We start from the raw sequence: 17,911 nt of genomic DNA on the forward strand, positions 1-17,911 counted from the left end.
AGGTCGGTTTGCCCATGCCGCGGCCATATTTTCCGACTTACATGACGCCATGTCGTCCCTTATAGAATCGGCCTGGCATGCGGTGGCGCTTCCGTGCCTGGCCGCGCTTTCGATAATGCAATCGCCCACGGCCAGGTGATGAGGCGCAAACTTACGCTCCCAAAGACGCTGCTGCTAGCCGGCGCTGTGCTTCTGATGGCGATGCTGCCGACGGCGCTGCCGGCCAGGGCCCAGGAGGCGCAGATCGTCTCCATCGTGACAGGTCTTGCTCCGGGCGATCTGCTGAACATCCGCGCCACGCCGTCGGCGGTCGGCAAGATCGAGGCACGCCTGCCCAATGGGTCGAGCCTGAACAATCTCGGCTGCAACGACGTCAACGGCCATCAATGGTGCAAGGTCGCGGAGATCGACAACCCGCAAATGAGCGGATGGGCGCCCGCGCGCTACCTCAGTTCCATCAATCCCCAGCCAGTGGCCGACATGGAAACGACCGGCGAAGGCGCGACCACGGCTGCCCGGGTCGCAAACCCCGCTGCGCCGCTGCCCGACCTGACGGAACGCCTGGGGGGGACCAGTGCCGAAACCCCGCCGACTCCCGCCGAGGCAATCGGCAAGGCCGCCATCGAGGATGCTTACCGCCTGGCGCTTTCGGCCAATGAAGACCCGTCGACCGGCGAGACGGATGCGCCCGCGGCGGACGCCGTCCAGAATCTCGCGGTCAATGCGGCGCCTCCGGCCGATGCACAAACCGTTGCGCGGCTGCAGCCGCCAGGGCCGCCAGCCGCTGGCGCCAAAAACAAGATTCCTTGCGCGCGCTATGTCGGCCAGCCGATGACCAGTTGCGAAGTAAGCATCGTGCGCCCGGGCGACGGCAAAGTCGCCGTCACCGTGACCTGGCCCGACGGCGGCACGCGCGTCATCAGCTTCGCTGCCGGCCTGCCGGCCAGTTCCGATGCAACAGACGAATTCCGCTTCACCCGCGAGGGCACCCTGAACATGATCCGCGTCGGCGTTTCCGAACGCTTTGAAATCCCTGATGCTTTGGCGACCGGAGGCTAGGTGGATTCGGAACGCTGGCGGGACAGCGCCCCCCTCTGTCCTGCCGGACATCTCCCCCACGAGGGGGGAGATTGGCTGTTTCGCCGACAGCGCCTCTTTTTTCGAGGTTGGCGATTGGCGAAATCGAAGATGAAGGCCGATCTCCCCCCTCGTGGGGGAGATGCCCGGCAGGGCAGAGGGGGGCGCGACGGAATGAGACGCCTGTTTGCTCAGGCAGCCCCACACAACCCGCATTTTAGGGGGTTACATCGGGCAAAACTCTTCCCTATAAGGCCCTCCTAGCCTGATACCAGAATCGCGAGCACAACCGGCCGGGTCTTCCCGTCCCGGCTTTTCGTGCAAGCCGCCCGCCGAACGGAACGCCCGAGACATGCCAAGACGCACCGACATCAAGTCGATCCTGATCATCGGGGCCGGCCCCATTGTCATCGGTCAGGCCTGCGAGTTCGACTATTCCGGCACCCAGGCCTGCAAGGCGCTGAAGGAAGAGGGTTTCCGCGTCATCCTGGTCAATTCCAACCCGGCCACCATCATGACCGACCCGGAACTGGCTGACGCCACCTATATCGAGCCGATCACGCCCGAAGTCGTGGCCAAGATCATCGCCAAGGAGCGGCCGGACGCGCTGCTGCCGACCATGGGCGGCCAGACCGCGCTGAACACCGCGCTCTCACTGCGCCGCATGGGCGTGCTCGAGCGCTACAATGTCGAGATGATCGGCGCCGACGCGCACGCCATCGACAAGGCCGAGGACCGCGCTTTGTTTCGCGAGGCGATGCACAAGATCGGCCTGGAAACGCCAAAGTCGATGCTGGCCAACGCCACCGACGTCAAGAACGCCGACCGCAAGACGCATGAGGCCGAGCGCGCCGCGCTGAAGGCCGAGAAGCCGGCCGATCTCGACTCAGCGCTCGACGCGCTGGAAACCCGCTGGAACCTCGGCGAAGGCGACCGCAAGCAGCGCTATATCAGCCATGGCATGGCGATCGCCGCCCAGGCGCTCGACCATGTCGGCCTGCCCGCCATCATCCGCCCGTCCTTCACCATGGGCGGCACCGGCGGCGGCATCGCCTACAACCGCGCCGAATTCTACGAGATCGTCCAGTCCGGCCTCGACGCCTCGCCGACCACCGAAGTGCTGATCGAGGAGAGCGTGCTCGGCTGGAAGGAGTATGAGATGGAGGTTGTCCGCGACAAGGCCGACAACTGCATCATCGTCTGCTCGATCGAGAACATCGACCCGATGGGCGTGCATACGGGGGACTCGATCACCGTCGCCCCTGCCCTGACCTTGACCGACAAAGAGTATCAGATGATGCGCAACGCCTCGATCGCGGTGCTGCGCGAGATCGGCGTCGAGACCGGCGGCTCCAACGTGCAGTTCGCCGTCAACCCGGCCGACGGCCGCCTGGTGGTCATCGAGATGAACCCGCGCGTCTCGCGCTCGTCTGCGCTCGCTTCGAAGGCGACCGGCTTCCCCATCGCCAAGATCGCCGCAAAACTCGCCGTCGGCTACACGCTGGACGAACTGGAGAACGATATCACCGGCGGTGCGACGCCGGCCTCGTTCGAGCCGAGCATCGACTATGTCGTCACAAAAATCCCGCGCTTCGCCTTCGAGAAATTCCCCGGCGCCGAGCCGGTGCTGACCACCGCGATGAAGTCGGTCGGCGAGGTCATGGCCATCGGCCGCACCTTCCAGGAATCGCTGCAGAAGGCTTTGCGTGGACTGGAAACCGGCCTGACCGGTCTGGACGAGATCGAGATCCCCGGCCTCGGCCACGGCAGCGCGCCGGCCAGCCATGTCGACGACCGCAACGCCATCCGCGCCGCACTCGGCACGCCGACCCCCGATCGGCTGCGCATGGTGGCGCAGGCGATCCGCATGGGCACCTCGCTGGAGGACGTGCACGCCATGTGCAAGATCGACCCGTGGTTCCTCGAACAGATCGCCGGCATCCTGGCGATGGAAGCCCGCATCCGCGAGCACGGCATTCCCGAGGACGCCGCCAATCTGCGCATGCTGAAGGCGATGGGCTTTTCCGACGCCCGCCTCGCGTCCCTGGTCAGGAAAGACGCGGAAGAGATTCAGAAGATTCGCGAAAAGCTCGACGTTCATCCGGTTTACAAACGCATCGACACCTGCGCCGCCGAGTTCGCCTCGCCCACCGCCTATATGTACTCGACCTATGAAGTGCCCTTCGCCGGCGCGCTCGCCAACGAGGCGCAGGTGTCAGCGCGCAAAAAGGTGGTCATCCTCGGCGGCGGCCCGAACCGCATCGGCCAGGGCATCGAGTTCGACTATTGCTGCTGCCATGCAGCCTTCGCGCTGCGCGACGCTGGCTATGAAGCGATCATGATCAACTGCAATCCCGAGACCGTGTCGACCGACTACGACACATCGGACCGGCTCTATTTCGAGCCGCTGACGGCCGAGGACGTGCTGGAGATCCTGCGCGCCGAACAGGCCTCGGGCGAGCTGGTCGGCGTCATCGTCCAGTTCGGCGGCCAGACGCCGCTGAAGCTGGCGGATGCGCTGGAGAAGGCGGGCATCCCGATCCTCGGCACCTCGCCCGACATGATCGATCTCGCCGAGGACCGCGACCGCTTCCAGAAGCTCTTGCACAAGCTCGGCCTCAGCCAGCCGAAGAACGGCATCGCCTATTCGGTCGAGCAGGCCCGCCTCGTCGCCGGCGAGCTTGGCTTCCCGCTGGTGGTGCGCCCGTCCTACGTGCTCGGCGGCCGCGCCATGCAGATCATCCATGACGAGGGCATGCTGCAATCCTATCTGCTCGACACGGTGCCCGGCCTGGTGCCGGAGGACATCAAGCAGAAATACCCCAACGACAAGACCGGCCAGATCAACACGCTGCTGGGCAAGAACCCGCTGCTGTTCGACACCTATCTCTCGGGCGCCATCGAGGTCGATGTCGACTGCCTCTGCGACGGCAAGTCGACCTTCGTCTCCGGCATTCTGGAACACATCGAGGAGGCCGGCATCCATTCGGGCGACAGTGCCTGCTCGCTGCCGGTGCACTCGCTGCCTTCGGAGCTCGTCGACGAGCTGGAACGCCAGACGGCCGCCCTCGCCCGCGCGCTCAATGTCGGCGGGTTGATGAACGTGCAGTACGCGATCAAGGACGGCACGGTCTATGTGCTGGAGGTCAACCCGCGGGCGTCACGCACCGTGCCCTTCGTCGCCAAGACCATCGGCCGGCCCATAGCCAAGATCGCCGCCCGCATCATGGCCGGCGAGAAGCTGGAAGACGCCTTCGCCCATTACGGCGCCATGCCCGACCCCAGGAACCCCGGCCACATCGCGGTCAAGGAAGCCGTCTTCCCCTTCGCCCGCTTCCCCGGCGTCGACATCTTGCTCGGCCCGGAAATGCGCTCGACCGGCGAGGTCATGGGCCTCGACCGCGACTTCGCGCTCGCCTTCGCCAAGAGCCAGCTCGGGGCGGGAGTTGATCTCCCCCGCGCGGGCACGCTGTTCGTCTCGGTGCGCGACGAGGACAAGAAAGGCATCTTGCCGGCGGTCAAGCGCCTCGCCGGCCAGGGCTTCAAGGTGCTGGCGACCTCGGGCACGCAGCGTTTCCTCGCCGAGAACGGCGTCGACGCGCAGAAGATAAACAAGGTGCTGGAAGGCCGCCCCCACATCGAGGACGCCATCCGCAACCGCCAGGTGCAGATCGTCTTCAACACCACGGACGGCCAGAAGGCGGTGTCGGACTCGAAGTCGCTGCGCAGGGCGACGCTGATGCAGAAAGTGCCGTATTACACGACGCTGTCAGGCGCGGCCGCGGTGGCGGAAGCGATTGCAGCGCTGCGGGCGGGGAGTTTGGAAGTGAGGCCGCTGCAGGAGTATTTTGCCTAACTTTTCTCCCCGCTGGGACTGCCTGGGGGAAGCCGAGAAGATGAGGATTGTGCGTTTACTTTATAGCATAGATCGTTAGCGCTAAACCAATAATGCTCGCGATGCTGGCAAAAAAAGCAACAAGTTTGTTTTCAAGAACCCAAGAAGCCATAGTTCGAATGCGGCCACCATGCATCTCCCAGCGTGTAGTATTGGTCTTAAGAGAACGATCCCTCACCAATGTTGCAATATTTGCGAGGATATCCGCTTTTCGCAATGTGGACTGATGAAGACCACTAAAATTACGCTCCTCGAACGCCGCCGCTTCCTGCGGCCCAGTCATAAAATCCAAAGGTCTGATCTTGTTTTTTTCAATTAAGGATTCCATCCGCGGATGAGAGATGTATCCTTTTCCGTAAATATTTATAATAATCCTCGACAAGTCATGCTTTCGTTCGTCGTCAATTATAACAGGAGTACCGCTGAGAACTGTATACCTATGTTCTATTGCTGCGAAGCCATAGTTCGCATCGCGCATATTCCAATGCAAAAAATGACTGTTCCGGTAAGAGCCCACAAATGAAAAGAACGCGTCCAGCATGAGGCGTTCCAATCGATCATAGTGCTGGTCAATCTCCCCAAATGCCACGCCTTGGCGCTCAGCAATTTGATGGATGGAAAAAGAATGCGTCTGCGCATCGCTCAACTTACGAACTGCGATAGACGTAACCCTAGGCGAACGTCCCTCGGCTCGGTCATAAAAACTTTCGCAGGAGTAATGAATCACCCACGTGTTTTTTGCGTCTGAAAAAATACTGTCAATCTCTCGCCACGCTTCCTTCTGTCGCGTCGCGTCCGGGGCGCTCATTGGATACCAAACCTGTTGGGAGTAATTTGTTTGCAACAATAGGGCTTGTGAGCTATCGTTGCTAGGCCTGCATTTAACGGGCAAAGAGGGCCGCTGGACATCGGCTTTGGACGCCGAGCCAGCGGCTCCCGTGGTCTCAGCTGGGCTGAGCTAATTTCCCATTTGGACTGGGAAACTATTCTGTAGACGCCATCGCCCGTATCACATTCGCAATCTTGTTCGCTTCCGCAGGCGTCAGATCATAGGGAAGCCCCTGGATATGGACGACTAGCTCCGGTCTTATAGGAATCGGCAAGATCGAGACAGACGCTGGTGGCGGACTAGACACGCTGGCTGTCGGGCGGGATATAGATCGGTCAGCCGCGGTCTCCCCTTGCCCAACTCTCGAGCGCTCAGTGACCTTTCGCCCGTTTGACTGTATCGAAGGGCGGAAAGCCATTGGATTGTTCTGGTAATTTTTGAAATCCTCAATCGCCGCCTTCAAGCGCCCCCTGTAGACATTAAGACTTTCGGGCTTATATTTCGAGCCCGCAAGGTTGGCATATCTGGCAAAAAGCTGATCGATGTCGATGATCGTGACATCCTCGGCCTCATTACTATCTAAGATGCTTAGCACTGTATTTGCTGCAGCCTTGCGGGCGTTAGCTGTGGCCTTGTTCATTAAGCCTTTTTTTGCGAGGTAGTCGAGGAATTCCAGCAACGCCTCGCGAGATCGCTTTCCGTCCATGTGGCACCATCCTTTAGATGATACGTACCACAGTTCCGGCGGCATGCAACAGATATTTGTCTAACAGACTATTTTTATGTCTATCAGACAATGCGCTTTTTTCTGGCTGCCGGCGCGTTAGCCCGGCGCAGACAAGATGCTAGTTAAGAAACCCAATAAATCGTCCGGCGAACAGCACGGCCGTCCACAGCACCAACGAAAGCCCCGCCAGCATAGCGGCGCCCCCACCAGCCGCCTCCTCACCGCCCCTTGCTCGGCACAACCGCACAAACGCGAGAAAATTAACCCCAGCGAGCAGGATAAGCCCCATCTTGGCGAGGAAAACCGGCATCGCCGCATACTCCCTCGCCCGGACCGAAAACAGTAGCGCCCCGGTGAAAAGCGCCCCAGTGAACGCGCTCAACGCCACCCGGCGCAACAGCGTGACGAACGCCGCCTGCGGCAGCGCGCGGAAGGCGCCGATGACCCTGAGGTCCATCAGCATGACGCTGGTCAGCAGCGCGCCGATCGACATTATGTGCAGCGCGTTGACGATGGGGTAGGCGACGAAGGAGGCCTTCAGCCCCTTGACGAGAGCGAGTTGCTCGATGCCGGCCAGCAGCCCGTCCATTCAGGCCGGCGGCACACGGTCGGGATAGACATCGTAGGTCTTGCCGCCGACGATGATGCGCACCGCTTTCATGCGCTTTTCCTTCTCGTCGAGCGAGCGGTTGCCGATCGCGGTCACCTCGTCGCCGACCTTGGCGACCTCCTCGGTGAATCCGGCGGCGATCGTGCGCGACGGCGGCGCCATCTCCACGCGCCAGGCCTCGCCTTCCGCGTCGACATCCAGCGTGGCGTGCGGATTGCCGATATAGATGGCCGTGATCTTGCCCCGGAGTTCGAAAAACCCGTCCTGCGTCCACGACCAGCCGTGGTGGGCGTAAGCCGCGGTGCCGCCGGCGAGCATCACCGCCGCTGCCAGTGCGGCCCTGCGAATCCCGTTGAAAGGCGACTGCATCGCTCGTCTCCTGGGTTCATCCCCTTGGAGAGTAGGCCACGCCACGGCAACGTCAAATCACATCGGGACAAGAGCCCTCGGCGAAGCTGCCGATCTCCCCCCTTGCGACCCCACGAGGAGGGAGATCGGATGACGCTTCGGCTTTCGCCAACCACCAACGCTGGAAGGCACGGCGATGAGGATCGGCGCCAACCTAAAGCGATTGCCCACCGGCATGAACGCTTGCTTATGACGTCCATGCACGCCATGCTTGGTCTCACCAGCCGCTCTCCCCGGATGAAGGTCGGAGACTCAACCCCCGAACGAGGCAAACCATGAGCAGTATGAGAGACCGTCAGGAAGGCTTCGAAAAGAAGTATGCGATGGACGAGGAAACCAAGTTCAAGGCCATGGCGCGCCGCAACAAGCTGCTTGGCCTGTGGGCCGCCGAAAAGCTCGGCAAATCAGGCGCGGACGCCGACGCCTATGCCAAAGAGGTGGTGCGGGCGGACTTCGAAGAGGCCGGCGACGAGGATGTGTTCCGCAAGGTACGCGGCGATTTCGACGCGGCCGGCGTCGCCCAGACGGATATTCAGATTCGCGGCGCCATGGCCGAACTCCTGATAACCGCGGTCGAGCAGATCAAAACGAGCTGAGCACCGCTCGGTCCGGCTCGGCGCCGACACGCCGGTAGGTAGAGGCCGCGTTTCGTCGCGCCCCCCTCTGTCCTGCCGGACATCTCCCCCACGAGGGGGGAGATCGGCAGCTTCTGCGGCAACTCTCACTTGTGAACGTCAGCGATTGGCGAGAGCCGTCGTGACAGCCGATCTCCCCCCTCGTGGGGGAGATGTCCGGCAGGACAGAGGGGGGCGCCGTAGACCGCCAACCTTCCCTTTCCCACAAGGAGCCCTCGTGGGGAGGGGTTAGGGGTACTCCCCTATGCGATTGCCCCCCAAATCAAACCATACTATTGCGCCGGCACCGGGCAGTTCGCATCGCCTTCCTGGCAGTTGAGGTAGCCCTGGAAATCCTTCAGCCGGTCGTCGGTGACGGCCTCCTGGCAGCCAGCGACGACCATTGGATACATGCTGCCGGCGCCCTCGCGCGGGCCACCCTGGAAGGCGCATTCGGCATCGCGGAAGGCGACCCAGGCGCGTTGCGCATCGACCAGCAGTTTCTTGCCCGCTGCATCGTCCTTCAGCCGGCCCTCGATCTGCTTGTAGGCGTCGTTGAGCTTCTTGTCGGCCGCGGCGAACGACTTGCCGGCGCATTCGTTCATGGTCGCCTGATCCATCGCATTGGCGCAATCGTCGGCGGCCCGCGCTGTGTTGGCGAATATCGGAACGGCTAGGATCAAGGTGGCGAGGCCGGTTTTGGAAAGCCGCATCGTGTTTCTCCGGTTTTCGAGAGCCCCCGCTGTAACAAAGCTTAACCGCGGGACGAATACAGGCAAGATGCAGTCTGTCGCCTTGGTGGACAGTTCCTTTCAGACCGGCTCCGACGGCTGCGAAGCAATAGCGTTGCGGAACGGGATGCATCTCACCGCATTCTTCGTTCAGGACCAGAAGTCCATATCGGGGAAAAATTATGCGCGAAGCCGACAATGACGAAATCGACCTGCGCTGCCCGCGGACCGTCGCCGACAACGCCGCCAGGGGCCTCAGGCTGCGCGGCATATTTGGCCGCGGCGGCACCGAGGTCGGGGTTGCGCGGGCGACCGAGCTCAAGAACCGCGATAAGCTTTCGCCCTCCACCATCCAGCGCATGGTCAGCTATTTCGCCCGCCATGAGGTCGACAAGAAGGGCCGCAACTACGGCAATGAGGCAAACCCATCGGCAGGCTACATCGCCTGGCTTTTATGGGGCGGCGACGAAGGCCGCGCCTGGGCGCTCGACCTCAAGCAGAAGATCGGCAACGCGCCCGACATCTGAGCGATAAAGCTGTCGGTCTGGGAACAGGAAGATTCGCGTGCGGTGCCTGGTAGCGCATAAGGTGGCGGGTCCCGAAACCCTCCTCGGGAGAGACCCCCTCGGGACCCGCCATGGAGTGTGGCTGACACATGCCGGCGCAGCCCCTCCGACACCTTCCGCTCGTTACCCCGACCGACCGGCGTGGCAGGTGGTTAGCATTTGCCGTTGGCGATCTATGTGAAGCGGTTCACATAGGATGCACTTTCCGCGGCGTGAGGGCAGGAAACGACCTGAGCCGCCCTAACCTTCCCAGCCAACCTCGAACATCCCCAGCCGTTCATAGAGCCGGACGGCTGCGGGGTTCTCGACCGTATTGGTCTTGAGATCGACATGCGCGGCGCCCCGCTCGCGAAATTCGGCGAAGGCGTGCCACATCAGCGCCTCGGCGATGCCCCGGCAGCGCGCCTCGGGATGGACGGCAAGGTCTTTGACGAAAGCCATCGCCCAACATAGTGAGGCACCCACCAGCCGGCCTTTGCCGTTGATGACGAGGAAGCACAGAGCGGGATCGAATTCCGCGTCGCCCGAAACGCGCGGCCACCATTCGTCGAACGGCCCATCGGTGCCGTCGTCGAACACTTCGGTCAAAAGCGCGTGCAAGGCGGGCGCATCGGCCGGTTCGAAGCCGCGCATGACGAAACCTTCAGGCCAGCGCGGCGGAACCAGCGTCTCGTCGAGGATCTTGCGCAGCCTGACATCGTTTGGCGCCGGCGGGCTCGGCTCGGGCATGGCGTCTATGCCTGTCGCGCAAAAGTGCGCAGCGGTTTTGCGATACCGACATGCATCAAAACCAGAACCTAAAAGCGCGTCGCATGAATCTGTCCAAACGCGGCGCTTTTAGGCATCGGGCTGCAGGCGACGCCGGTTGCGGTCGCGGCCGAGGCCGGTTTCCTCCAGCATGCCCTTGCGCTTGGCGTCGTAATAATAGCCGGTCTGGTAGAGCCGGTCGGCGCGCTTGGCATTGCCGTCGGACACCAGCCAGGCGCCGCGCAGATATTTCACCGCGTATTTCAGATTGGTCTCGGCGTCGAACAATCCGCGCGCCGGCCCGTCATAGCCCATGCCGCGCGCCGTCGCGTGCTTGATCTGCATCAGCCCCCAATGGCCACGATTATAGGCTTTCGGGTTGAAAGTGCTCTCGCGGTTGACGACCTGGCGCACCAGGTCGACGGGCACCTGATAGAACGCGGCATATTTCTCGATCAGCCGCTCGATCTCGGCGCGCGGCCCGCTCGCGGGTGCTTCCGGCGAACCGACCGGTGCCATGACGGTAGGATTCCGCGGCACGACATAGGCCACCTGCTGAACCCCTGATATACCGGCTTTCTCAGCGGTCGCCGGCACGACAAGCCCGGCGGTGGTATAGGCCGGCGCATTGACCGGTATGGCGGCAGGCCCGGCCTTGCTGGTCATGACGGCAGGCACGGCTGCCGCCCCCGGCGTCGGCCCCGCGAAAGCGGCGGCTGGCTCGACTGGTGGTGCTGCCGGATCGGCCGATACCGCAGCTGCCTGCACCGGCGTGTTGCCGGAGGGCGTGTTGCCGGAGGGCTCTGGCAGAACCGAAACGGTGTCCGGCAGCGCCAGCGCAAAGCCGGCGTCTGCGCCGGCGGCAGCGGCTGGTTCGGTAAAGGAAGGCGCAGGCTTGACCTGCGAGGTCGACGTGCAGCCGACCAGGCCGGCCGCCGCAAGGACCGCGCCGATCGCGATGAGATTGAGTTTTGCTGGCAAGCCGCGCTCGGGTCCGGTTCGTAGGTTGTTAAGAAATTTCTTACACCAGCGATTCCTGCCCGGCAATCGGGGCGAGCCGGTGGTTTTCGGGTGGCGAGACTCAGCTCCCGGTGCCATATTGTTCTGGATATGTACCTGTTTTTCGTCATTTTGCCTGGAGAACATGCCATGGAAACCCCCGCTTCGATCACCGCCGGCCACGCAGTGTTAGAAACAGTGATCGGCTTCATGGGTATTGCCTGGAGCGAAGCCGGCCTCACCCGGCTTTGCCTGCCCGAACGCAGCCGTGAAGCGGTGGAGCGCCGGCTGCTGCGCCACGCCGGCGTTTCACCCTCCACCGTCCAGCCGCCATGGGTCGTCGAGCTGATCGCCTCGATCAAGGCCTACGCGGCCGGCGAGGACGTCGATTTCTCCAACGTACCGGTCGATCTCGCCGGCATCGACGATTTCCGCCTCGCCATCTATGACGCCGCCCGCAAGCTCGCCTTTGGCGAGACCACCACCTATGGCGAACTGGCCAAAAGCGCCGGCCATGCCGGGCTGGCGCGGGAAACAGGCGCCGCGCTTGGCGCCAACCCGGTGCCGCTGGTCATCCCGTGCCATCGCATTCTCGCCGCCGGCGGCAAGATCGGCGGTTTTTCCGCCCCCGGCGGCTCGGCCACCAAGGAAAAGATGCTCGCGATGGAAGGCGTGCGCGTCGGCCCACCGCCGCCGGCGCAAGTGTCTTTCGGCTTCTGAAACAAGTTCTCTTTCGGGTTCTGAATTCAGTGGCGTCGCGGGATGCGCCGGCGGAAATGGTCGACCTCCACCCGCTTGCAAATGTAGACCGGGCAGGATTTCGCATCGGCGCTCGGCACATAGGCACGTGTCCTGACCTCACCCATGGTGCAGAATTGCTGGCTCTGCACATAGCGGTCGTAGAGCGGCAACCCCGGCACGCGCTTGGACTGATAGCGCAGGATCACAGCACCCTGCCGGGCGATCGTCGCCTGCACCCTGCCGCAGCTCATGCGGGTCGGATCGTAGCGCGAGATCGCCTGCGCCTCGGCGGCTACAAGCGTCAGGCAGGCGGCAAGCAGAACAGTTTTCATGGTTCCTCTCCCAAAACCGAACCGGCGCCCGAAGGTATGTTGCCCCCTTCCCGACGCGCAATTCCTCAACGCTTTCATGCGATTGGGGCGGCCGTTGGGCGGCGCCGCGTCAGCGCCATTCTCACGCAGACTTGTTTTTCGCGCAAAACCAGCCTATATGCGTTCCATTGATATTTCGGCCGATCGATCCGGGCCTCGCGATATTCGCGTTTGCTGACGTCTATCTCCAAAATCTCGATGCACACCGGCTGGACTTCGGTCCGGTCAAACTAAAGCAAATGTGAAGGACTATCGAAATGGCAACTGGTACGGTCAAGTGGTTCAATTCCACCAAGGGCTTCGGCTTCATCCAGCCTGACGCGGGCGGCGCGGACGTTTTCGTCCACATCTCCGCAGTCGAGCGCGCTGGACTGTCGACCCTGGTCGAAGGCCAGAAGATCAACTTCGAGATCGAGCAGGACCGCCGCACTGGCAAGTCGTCGGCTGGGTCTCTGAGCAAGGCAGCCTGATTTTGAAAATGGCGCGCGCCGGGCGAGAGCTCGGGGCGCGCGGCAAGTCACGGATGTACTGACGGTCGCGCGAGAAGCGCGCCGGAGCGGAAAGACCCCGACAAGCCGAAGCAGCAGATTGCTGCCGGCCCGGCCAAAACGCTCCAGTCAGGCTACCAAGCATGGGAAGGCGGGATTTTGTCCCGCCTTTTTATTTGCCTATATGCTCCATATGAAGAGCGCCCTTGGCCTCCTTGTGCCGACCATGTTATTTTCTAACCATGACCAAGCTCGAACAGATCGAAAAATCCGTCGCCGCCCTCAGCCCCGAGGAGTTGAAGGCGTTTGCCGCATGGTTCGAGGAGCTTCAAGCGGATATCTGGGATCGCCAGATCGAAGCCGATGCCAAGGCAGGCAGGCTGGACAAATTTGCTGAGCAGGCCCTGGCTGATCATCGTGCCGGCAGGACCCGGCCTCTGTGAATCACGTCGCCTCTCCCTCATTTTGGGAGGCTTACAGCAAATTACCTGCGTCGATCAGATCCAAGGCAGATAAGCGTTTCGAAAAACTGCGCTCTGATCCGTTCCATCCATCGCTGCATTTCAAACAGGTCGGACGCTATTGGTCGGCGCGGGTTGACCTCAACTACCGCGCTGCGGCCATCCGCGACCATGACGATATGATCTGGTTCTGGATCGGTACCCACTCGGAATATGACCGCCTTCTAAAATAGGGTGTCCACCAAGGCCCTTGTCCCGGTGGCAATAGGGTGCGGACAACCTACCCCAGCCATTCCATCGGTTTATGCCCCGGATCGGCCTCGACCCGCTTCAGCCAGGCCGCCACCGCCGGATAAGCGTCGAGCTGGAAGCCGCCCATCTCTGCCGTATGCGTATAGGCATAGAGCGCGATATCGGCGACGCTCAATGCATCACCGGCGAAGAAGGTGTTGCCTTCCAGATATTTGTTCATCACGCCGAGCGCCTTGTTGCCGCGCTCCAGCGTCATTGCCAGTCGTTCCGGCGTCGCATCCCTGGCTCTTTCTGGAAAAGTCAGCAGCGCCCTGCGCACCGCTATGTAGGGCTCGTGGCTGTATTGCTCGAAGAACAGCCATTGATAGGCCAGCCCCCGCTCGTATTTGTCGGACGGCAGGAAGCGTGTGCCTTCAGCGAGATAGAGCAGGATGGCGTTGGATTCGGCAAGTCGCCTGCCGTCGTCGAGTTCGAGCAGCGGCACCATGGCGTTTGGGTTCTTGGCGACATAGTCGGGCTTGCGCGTATCGCCGGTATGCGAGCTCACCTCGACATTGGTGAAGGCGATGCCCAGCTTCGCCATCAGTAGGCGCGGCTTATAGCAATTGCCGCTGTCGATCATTCCATAGAGTATGGTCATTTTGTTCCCCTGCGGCCGCCCCGACGCAATTATGGTGGCGGCGGCAGCCTGATCCAGTGATTTGTTTTGGCGCGACCATCAGCGCCGCTGATGCATTCAGGCCGGCATCACCCTAAAATATCGGCATACCCTAACCGAACAACGGGATGACCTTGTTGTTCATGCCGAGCAACCTGTCGATGGACAGCGGCTCCTCGTCGAAGACCGTGCCGGCCAATGCCGGCCGCCCCAGATGAAAACCCTGCAAGAGATCGACGCCGCCATCCAGCGCGACGCGCAGATGGGTGGCCTGCTCGATCCCCTCGACCAGCACCTTGGTGCCGCGGTCGTGCAGCGCCGAAACCAGCGGCCGGAAAAATCGTTCGGCGGCGGCATGGCGGCAGAATTCCGCGAACCATGTGCCGTCGATCTTGACGATGTCGGGCTGAATGAGCGCAACCCGTTCTTCCGTCGAATGTCCGGTGCCGAAATCGTCGATGGCGATGCGGATGCCGTCACGCCGCATCTCGCGTACCAGGCTGACGAGCACCTCGTCGTCGGCCGCCTGTTCGGTGATCTCGCAGATCAGCATGCCTGGATGCAGGTCGAAATCAGCGAGATGCCTGGTCATCAGCCTGATTTCGGCCAGCGCCCGCCCGGGGTGATCGTTGACCAGGGGATTGTAGTTGAAGAACAGGTCGAGCCCGTCGACGCCGATGTTGCGGAAGTTCCTGAGGTGCAGCACCCGGCACATCGTCTCGACGAACAGGCGATCGGCCGCGGGCAGGCCCTCGAAAAACACCGGTGGCGCCACCTGCCTGCCGGCGCGGTGCGGCTCGATCAGGCCCTCGACCGCGACGGCTTGTAAAAACCTGCCGCGCGGCGCGAAAATCGGCTGATAGGCGCTCCTCAGCCGGAATGCGCCATAGACGCCGTATTCGATCCCGACCTCGTCGGCAAAGATCGCCTCGCCGACATTGCGCCGCCTGTCGGGCCGCCCGGTCATTGTGCCACCCGGCGCCCGAAAGCCCGCGCCGGCCGCGGCGAAGGCGCCACGGGCACAGGCGCCCCTCCGACATTGGCGACGGCCACAGGCGTCTGACTGTCCTTGCCGAAGACATGAAAGCTGGTCGGCGCAAGTTCGGGACGCGCCAACGCAAACCCCTGCACCATCGAGGCGCCCGACTTCTCGGCCAGTTCAAGCTGCCAGCCCTCCTCGATGCCCTCGAACACGGTGCGGATGCCCTGTTCCTCGAAGCTCGCCACCATGGCCGTCAGCAGCGCGAAGCCAGCACCGGACTCCATCAACTGCATGATCCAGTGGGCATCGAATTTGACGATATCCGGCCTGAGCTCCTTGATGCGGTTGATGTCGGATTCTTCAGCGCCGAAATCGTCGACAGCGATGCGAAAACCGTTGCCCCTGAGCGCCTCGACGAAATTGTAGAGGGTTTCCTGCGATGCCGATTTCTGCTCGGTCACCTCGCACACGACGCGGTGCGGATCGATGTCTGCTTCGTGCAGCACCAGCCGCATCTCGCGCAACGCCTTGTCGGCGATGCCGCGGTCGGTGAACACCGACGGGTCGAAATTGATGAAGATGGACGCCTCCCGCGGCAGGCAGGCGCCAGCGTTCAAGAGGTGCAGCGTCCTTGTCAAAGCTTCGATATGCAAGCGGTCGGCCGCCGGGCACGTGTTGAAAAAACTCATCGGCGGTTGCGGCTCGCCGTCGCGAAACGGCCGGATCAGCCCCTCGAAGGCTGCGACCGAAAGCTTGCCGGCCTTGAAGGCGAAGATGGGCTGGAAGGCGCTTTGCAGCGTGTAGATGCCCCAGACACCGCTGGCGGTGCCGTCATCATGGCGGATGATATGGGCAAGCCCGATACTGCGCGACAAGGGTTCCTCGCTCCGCAAGACTGGCGGAATTGGATTGCGATCCTGCCTCTCAAGGGTTTACCCGCCGTTGATGAATTTATTGTTGCCGAGGATTTGAGCCCTGGCTCATCCGACTGCGCTTGCACTTGACAGAATGATGCGACATGAGAGGCGCCGCGGCCACCCTTGGCCGCAGCCGCTCTCTGGAGACACCGTTTCATGGCCTTTCTTGCCGACGTTCTTTCCCGCGTAAAGCCTTCCGCGACCCTGGCGATGACGCAGAAAGCGCGTGAATTGAGAAATACCGGGCGCGACGTCGTCGACCTGAGCGCAGGCGAGCCGGATTTCGACACACCAGACAACATCAAGGACGCGGCCATCGAAGCGATCCGCGCCGGCAAGACGAAATATCCGCCGGTCTCCGGCATCGTACCGCTGCGCGAGGCGATAGCGAAGAAGTTCAAGCGCGAGAACAATCTCGACTACCAGCCGGAGCAGACCATTGTCGGTACCGGCGGCAAACAGATCCTGTTCAACGCCTTCATGGCGACGCTCAATTCTGGCGACGAGGTCATTATCCCGCGGCCCTACTGGGTCAGCTATCCCGAGATGGTGGCGATCTGCGGCGGCACCGCGACGTTTGCCGACACCTCCATCGACAACGGCTTCAAGCTGACGGCGCCAGTGCTGGAAAAGGCGATCACGCCGCGCACCAAATGGCTGTTGATGAACTCGCCGTCCAATCCGTCGGGCGCTGCCTACACCGGGGCGGAACTCAAGAGCCTGGCCGACGTGCTTATAAAGCATCCGCATGTCTGGGTGCTGACCGACGACATGTACGAGCACCTGATCTATGGCGACTTCGTATTCAAGACCATCGCCGAGGTCGAGCCCAGACTCTACGAGCGCACGCTGACCATGAACGGCGTGTCGAAAGCCTATGCCATGACCGGCTGGCGCATCGGCTATGCGGCCGGCCCGCTCGCGCTGATCAAGGCGATGAACATGATCCAGGGCCAGCAGACATCCGGCGCCTGCACCATCGCCCAATGGGCGTCGGTCGAGGCGCTCAACGGCCCGCAGGATTTCGTCGCCAGGAACAAGGCGATCTTCCGGGGCCGGCGCGACCTCGTCGTGTCGATGCTCAACCAGGCGCGCGGCATTTCCTGCCCCTCGCCGGAAGGTGCTTTCTACGTCTATCCGTCCTGCGCCCAGTTGATCGGCAAGAAGACCAAAGCCGGCAAGACGATCGACAGCGACGAGACCTTCTGCTCGGAACTGCTCGAGGCCGAGGGCGTCGCGGTCGTGTTCGGTTCGGCCTTCGGCCTCGGTCCGAACTTCCGCATCTCTTACGCCACATCGGAGGCGTCGCTGGAGGAGGCTTGCACGCGCATTCAGCGCTTCACCGCCTCGTTGGTCTGATCAGGATCATTCTGTAGAAGGAAAACCGGCCGCAAGCCGGGTTTTTCATATCGGCCCGAAAAGGCTCAACCGCCATACTGCGCGTCGGTCACCTGCTCCAGCCAGTCGGCATGGACGCCGTCGAGCGCCTCCTGCATGGCGATATGCGCCATTGCCGATTTCGGAGCGGCGCCGTGCCAGTGCTTTTCATCTGCCGCGAACGAGATGACGTCGCCGGCCCTGATCTCCTGCATCGGCTCGCCCCAGCTTTGCGCGAGGCCGGCGCCTGAGACGACATAGAGCGTCTGGCCGAGCGGATGCGTGTGCCAATGGGTCCGCGCGCCGGGCTCGAAACTGACCATCACGGCCCTGAGCCGCGCCGGCGCTTCCTTCTCGATGATCGGCGTCTGCAACACGCGGCCAGTGAAATATTTTTCCGGTGCGATGATGGTCGGCACGCTGCCGCAGGCAATGATCTTCATCGAAGCGGTCCTTGGGCT

21 protein-coding genes are annotated in these 17,911 nt (G+C 62.3%); 9 read left to right on the forward strand and 12 right to left on the reverse strand.

Going from position 1 to position 17,911, the window contains the following annotated elements:
* Nucleotides 1-195: 195 nt before the first annotated feature.
* Together MESS4_RS27025 and carB are read left to right on the forward strand one after the other, a co-directional pair.
* On the forward strand, nucleotides 196-1,059 hold the full coding sequence (locus MESS4_RS27025) for an SH3 domain-containing protein (RefSeq protein ID WP_348259962.1): 864 nt from the start codon (nucleotides 196-198) through the stop codon (nucleotides 1,057-1,059).
* A 370-nt stretch (nucleotides 1,060-1,429) separates the two neighbouring features.
* Nucleotides 1,430-4,933, forward strand: coding sequence for a carbamoyl-phosphate synthase large subunit (carB, locus tag MESS4_RS27030; protein ID WP_006338245.1), 3,504 nt, complete (start codon nucleotides 1,430-1,432; stop codon nucleotides 4,931-4,933).
* 55 nt (nucleotides 4,934-4,988) lie between these two features.
* Here carB and MESS4_RS27035 read toward each other — a convergent pair whose 3' ends face one another.
* From MESS4_RS27035 to MESS4_RS27050, 4 genes are all read right to left on the reverse strand, one after another.
* On the reverse strand, nucleotides 4,989-5,780 hold the full coding sequence (locus tag MESS4_RS27035) for a hypothetical protein (protein ID WP_036242296.1): 792 nt from the start codon (nucleotides 5,778-5,780) through the stop codon (nucleotides 4,989-4,991).
* Between the two features lie 175 nt (nucleotides 5,781-5,955).
* A complete protein-coding gene (locus tag MESS4_RS27040) occupies nucleotides 5,956-6,507 on the reverse strand; it encodes a hypothetical protein (RefSeq protein WP_006338251.1) in 552 nt (183 codons plus the stop codon).
* Nucleotides 6,508-6,646: 139 nt separating this feature from the next.
* The gene (locus tag MESS4_RS27045; protein WP_006338252.1) at nucleotides 6,647-7,117 is read right to left on the reverse strand and encodes a hypothetical protein; all 471 of its coding nucleotides are present in this window, start codon (nucleotides 7,115-7,117) and stop codon (nucleotides 6,647-6,649) included.
* On the reverse strand, nucleotides 7,118-7,507 hold the full coding sequence (locus MESS4_RS27050) for a DUF6152 family protein (RefSeq protein WP_006338253.1): 390 nt from the start codon (nucleotides 7,505-7,507) through the stop codon (nucleotides 7,118-7,120). It lies immediately after the preceding gene.
* 314 nt (nucleotides 7,508-7,821) lie between these two features.
* On the opposite strand from MESS4_RS27050, the gene MESS4_RS27055 reads away from it, so the two are divergent.
* A complete protein-coding gene (locus tag MESS4_RS27055; RefSeq protein WP_006338256.1) occupies nucleotides 7,822-8,142 on the forward strand; it encodes a DUF1476 domain-containing protein in 321 nt (106 codons plus the stop codon).
* 311 nt (nucleotides 8,143-8,453) lie between these two features.
* Here the strand turns inward: MESS4_RS27055 and MESS4_RS27060 are convergent, their stop codons facing one another.
* A complete protein-coding gene (locus MESS4_RS27060) occupies nucleotides 8,454-8,873 on the reverse strand; it encodes a lysozyme inhibitor LprI family protein (RefSeq protein ID WP_006338258.1) in 420 nt (139 codons plus the stop codon).
* 200 nt (nucleotides 8,874-9,073) lie between these two features.
* On the opposite strand from MESS4_RS27060, the gene MESS4_RS27065 reads away from it, so the two are divergent.
* Nucleotides 9,074-9,418, forward strand: coding sequence for a hypothetical protein (locus MESS4_RS27065; protein WP_006338260.1), 345 nt, complete (start codon nucleotides 9,074-9,076; stop codon nucleotides 9,416-9,418).
* A 279-nt stretch (nucleotides 9,419-9,697) separates the two neighbouring features.
* Here MESS4_RS27065 and MESS4_RS27070 read toward each other — a convergent pair whose 3' ends face one another.
* Together MESS4_RS27070 and MESS4_RS27075 are read right to left on the reverse strand one after the other, a co-directional pair.
* Nucleotides 9,698-10,186, reverse strand: a complete 489-nt coding sequence (locus MESS4_RS27070) for a GNAT family N-acetyltransferase (RefSeq protein ID WP_006338261.1) — start codon at nucleotides 10,184-10,186, stop codon at nucleotides 9,698-9,700.
* A 108-nt stretch (nucleotides 10,187-10,294) separates the two neighbouring features.
* Nucleotides 10,295-11,185: a lytic transglycosylase domain-containing protein gene (locus MESS4_RS27075; protein ID WP_006338262.1), complete on the reverse strand. Its 891-nt coding sequence runs from the start codon at nucleotides 11,183-11,185 to the stop codon at nucleotides 10,295-10,297.
* A gap of 168 nt (nucleotides 11,186-11,353) precedes the next feature.
* Between MESS4_RS27075 and MESS4_RS27080 the strand changes: the two genes are divergently transcribed.
* A complete protein-coding gene (locus MESS4_RS27080; RefSeq protein ID WP_006338267.1) occupies nucleotides 11,354-11,923 on the forward strand; it encodes a methylated-DNA--[protein]-cysteine S-methyltransferase in 570 nt (189 codons plus the stop codon).
* A 26-nt stretch (nucleotides 11,924-11,949) separates the two neighbouring features.
* Here the strand turns inward: MESS4_RS27080 and MESS4_RS27085 are convergent, their stop codons facing one another.
* The gene (locus tag MESS4_RS27085) at nucleotides 11,950-12,276 is read right to left on the reverse strand and encodes a hypothetical protein (RefSeq protein WP_006338268.1); all 327 of its coding nucleotides are present in this window, start codon (nucleotides 12,274-12,276) and stop codon (nucleotides 11,950-11,952) included.
* Nucleotides 12,277-12,572: 296 nt separating this feature from the next.
* On the opposite strand from MESS4_RS27085, the gene MESS4_RS27090 reads away from it, so the two are divergent.
* The 3 genes from MESS4_RS27090 (at nucleotide 12,573) to MESS4_RS27100 (ending at nucleotide 13,497) form a co-directional block, all read left to right on the forward strand.
* Nucleotides 12,573-12,785, forward strand: coding sequence for a cold-shock protein (locus MESS4_RS27090; RefSeq protein WP_006338270.1), 213 nt, complete (start codon nucleotides 12,573-12,575; stop codon nucleotides 12,783-12,785).
* 260 nt (nucleotides 12,786-13,045) lie between these two features.
* On the forward strand, nucleotides 13,046-13,246 hold the full coding sequence (locus MESS4_RS27095; protein ID WP_006338271.1) for a hypothetical protein: 201 nt from the start codon (nucleotides 13,046-13,048) through the stop codon (nucleotides 13,244-13,246).
* Nucleotides 13,243-13,497: a hypothetical protein gene (locus MESS4_RS27100; RefSeq protein ID WP_006338273.1), complete on the forward strand. Its 255-nt coding sequence runs from the start codon at nucleotides 13,243-13,245 to the stop codon at nucleotides 13,495-13,497. The genes MESS4_RS27095 and MESS4_RS27100 overlap by 4 nt, the downstream gene beginning before the upstream one ends.
* A 47-nt stretch (nucleotides 13,498-13,544) precedes the next feature.
* On the opposite strand, the gene MESS4_RS27105 is transcribed toward MESS4_RS27100, so the two are convergent.
* The 3 genes from MESS4_RS27105 to MESS4_RS27115 all read right to left on the reverse strand — a co-directional run bounded on the left by MESS4_RS27105 (nucleotide 13,545) and on the right by MESS4_RS27115 (nucleotide 16,031).
* Complete coding sequence (locus MESS4_RS27105; RefSeq protein WP_006338275.1) at nucleotides 13,545-14,156, reverse strand: glutathione S-transferase family protein; 612 nt, start codon at nucleotides 14,154-14,156, stop codon at nucleotides 13,545-13,547.
* Nucleotides 14,157-14,286: 130 nt separating this feature from the next.
* Nucleotides 14,287-15,141, reverse strand: a complete 855-nt coding sequence (locus tag MESS4_RS27110) for an EAL domain-containing protein (protein ID WP_006338276.1) — start codon at nucleotides 15,139-15,141, stop codon at nucleotides 14,287-14,289.
* Nucleotides 15,138-16,031, reverse strand: a complete 894-nt coding sequence (locus MESS4_RS27115; RefSeq protein WP_006338278.1) for an EAL domain-containing protein — start codon at nucleotides 16,029-16,031, stop codon at nucleotides 15,138-15,140. The genes MESS4_RS27110 and MESS4_RS27115 overlap by 4 nt, the downstream gene beginning before the upstream one ends.
* 198 nt (nucleotides 16,032-16,229) lie before the next feature.
* On the opposite strand from MESS4_RS27115, the gene MESS4_RS27120 reads away from it, so the two are divergent.
* Nucleotides 16,230-17,432 carry a pyridoxal phosphate-dependent aminotransferase gene (locus tag MESS4_RS27120; RefSeq protein WP_006338279.1) on the forward strand — a complete coding sequence of 401 codons (1,203 nt, stop codon included), beginning with the start codon at nucleotides 16,230-16,232 and terminating at the stop codon, nucleotides 17,430-17,432.
* Between the two features lie 65 nt (nucleotides 17,433-17,497).
* Here MESS4_RS27120 and MESS4_RS27125 read toward each other — a convergent pair whose 3' ends face one another.
* A complete protein-coding gene (locus MESS4_RS27125; RefSeq protein WP_006338280.1) occupies nucleotides 17,498-17,893 on the reverse strand; it encodes a cupin domain-containing protein in 396 nt (131 codons plus the stop codon).
* Nucleotides 17,894-17,911: the final 18 nt, after the last annotated feature.

Source organism: Mesorhizobium sp. STM 4661, from assembly GCF_000359125.1.
Lineage (GTDB): Bacteria > Pseudomonadota > Alphaproteobacteria > Rhizobiales > Rhizobiaceae > Mesorhizobium.

Coding starts and splice junctions, on each gene's coding strand:
- MESS4_RS27025 (WP_348259962.1), top strand. CDS start 196: ATGGCGATGCTGCCGACGGCGCTGCCGGCCAGGGCCCAGGAGGCGCAG.
- carB (WP_006338245.1), top strand. CDS start 1,430: ATGCCAAGACGCACCGACATCAAGTCGATCCTGATCATCGGGGCCGGC.
- MESS4_RS27035 (WP_036242296.1), bottom strand. CDS start 5,780: ATGAGCGCCCCGGACGCGACGCGACAGAAGGAAGCGTGGCGAGAGATT.
- MESS4_RS27040 (WP_006338251.1), bottom strand. CDS start 6,507: ATGGACGGAAAGCGATCTCGCGAGGCGTTGCTGGAATTCCTCGACTAC.
- MESS4_RS27045 (WP_006338252.1), bottom strand. CDS start 7,117: ATGGACGGGCTGCTGGCCGGCATCGAGCAACTCGCTCTCGTCAAGGGG.
- MESS4_RS27050 (WP_006338253.1), bottom strand. CDS start 7,507: ATGCAGTCGCCTTTCAACGGGATTCGCAGGGCCGCACTGGCAGCGGCG.
- MESS4_RS27055 (WP_006338256.1), top strand. CDS start 7,822: ATGAGCAGTATGAGAGACCGTCAGGAAGGCTTCGAAAAGAAGTATGCG.
- MESS4_RS27060 (WP_006338258.1), bottom strand. CDS start 8,873: ATGCGGCTTTCCAAAACCGGCCTCGCCACCTTGATCCTAGCCGTTCCG.
- MESS4_RS27065 (WP_006338260.1), top strand. CDS start 9,074: ATGCGCGAAGCCGACAATGACGAAATCGACCTGCGCTGCCCGCGGACC.
- MESS4_RS27070 (WP_006338261.1), bottom strand. CDS start 10,186: ATGCCCGAGCCGAGCCCGCCGGCGCCAAACGATGTCAGGCTGCGCAAG.
- MESS4_RS27080 (WP_006338267.1), top strand. CDS start 11,354: ATGGAAACCCCCGCTTCGATCACCGCCGGCCACGCAGTGTTAGAAACA.
- MESS4_RS27085 (WP_006338268.1), bottom strand. CDS start 12,276: ATGAAAACTGTTCTGCTTGCCGCCTGCCTGACGCTTGTAGCCGCCGAG.
- MESS4_RS27090 (WP_006338270.1), top strand. CDS start 12,573: ATGGCAACTGGTACGGTCAAGTGGTTCAATTCCACCAAGGGCTTCGGC.
- MESS4_RS27095 (WP_006338271.1), top strand. CDS start 13,046: ATGACCAAGCTCGAACAGATCGAAAAATCCGTCGCCGCCCTCAGCCCC.
- MESS4_RS27105 (WP_006338275.1), bottom strand. CDS start 14,156: ATGACCATACTCTATGGAATGATCGACAGCGGCAATTGCTATAAGCCG.
- MESS4_RS27110 (WP_006338276.1), bottom strand. CDS start 15,141: ATGACCGGGCGGCCCGACAGGCGGCGCAATGTCGGCGAGGCGATCTTT.
- MESS4_RS27120 (WP_006338279.1), top strand. CDS start 16,230: ATGGCCTTTCTTGCCGACGTTCTTTCCCGCGTAAAGCCTTCCGCGACC.
- MESS4_RS27125 (WP_006338280.1), bottom strand. CDS start 17,893: ATGAAGATCATTGCCTGCGGCAGCGTGCCGACCATCATCGCACCGGAA.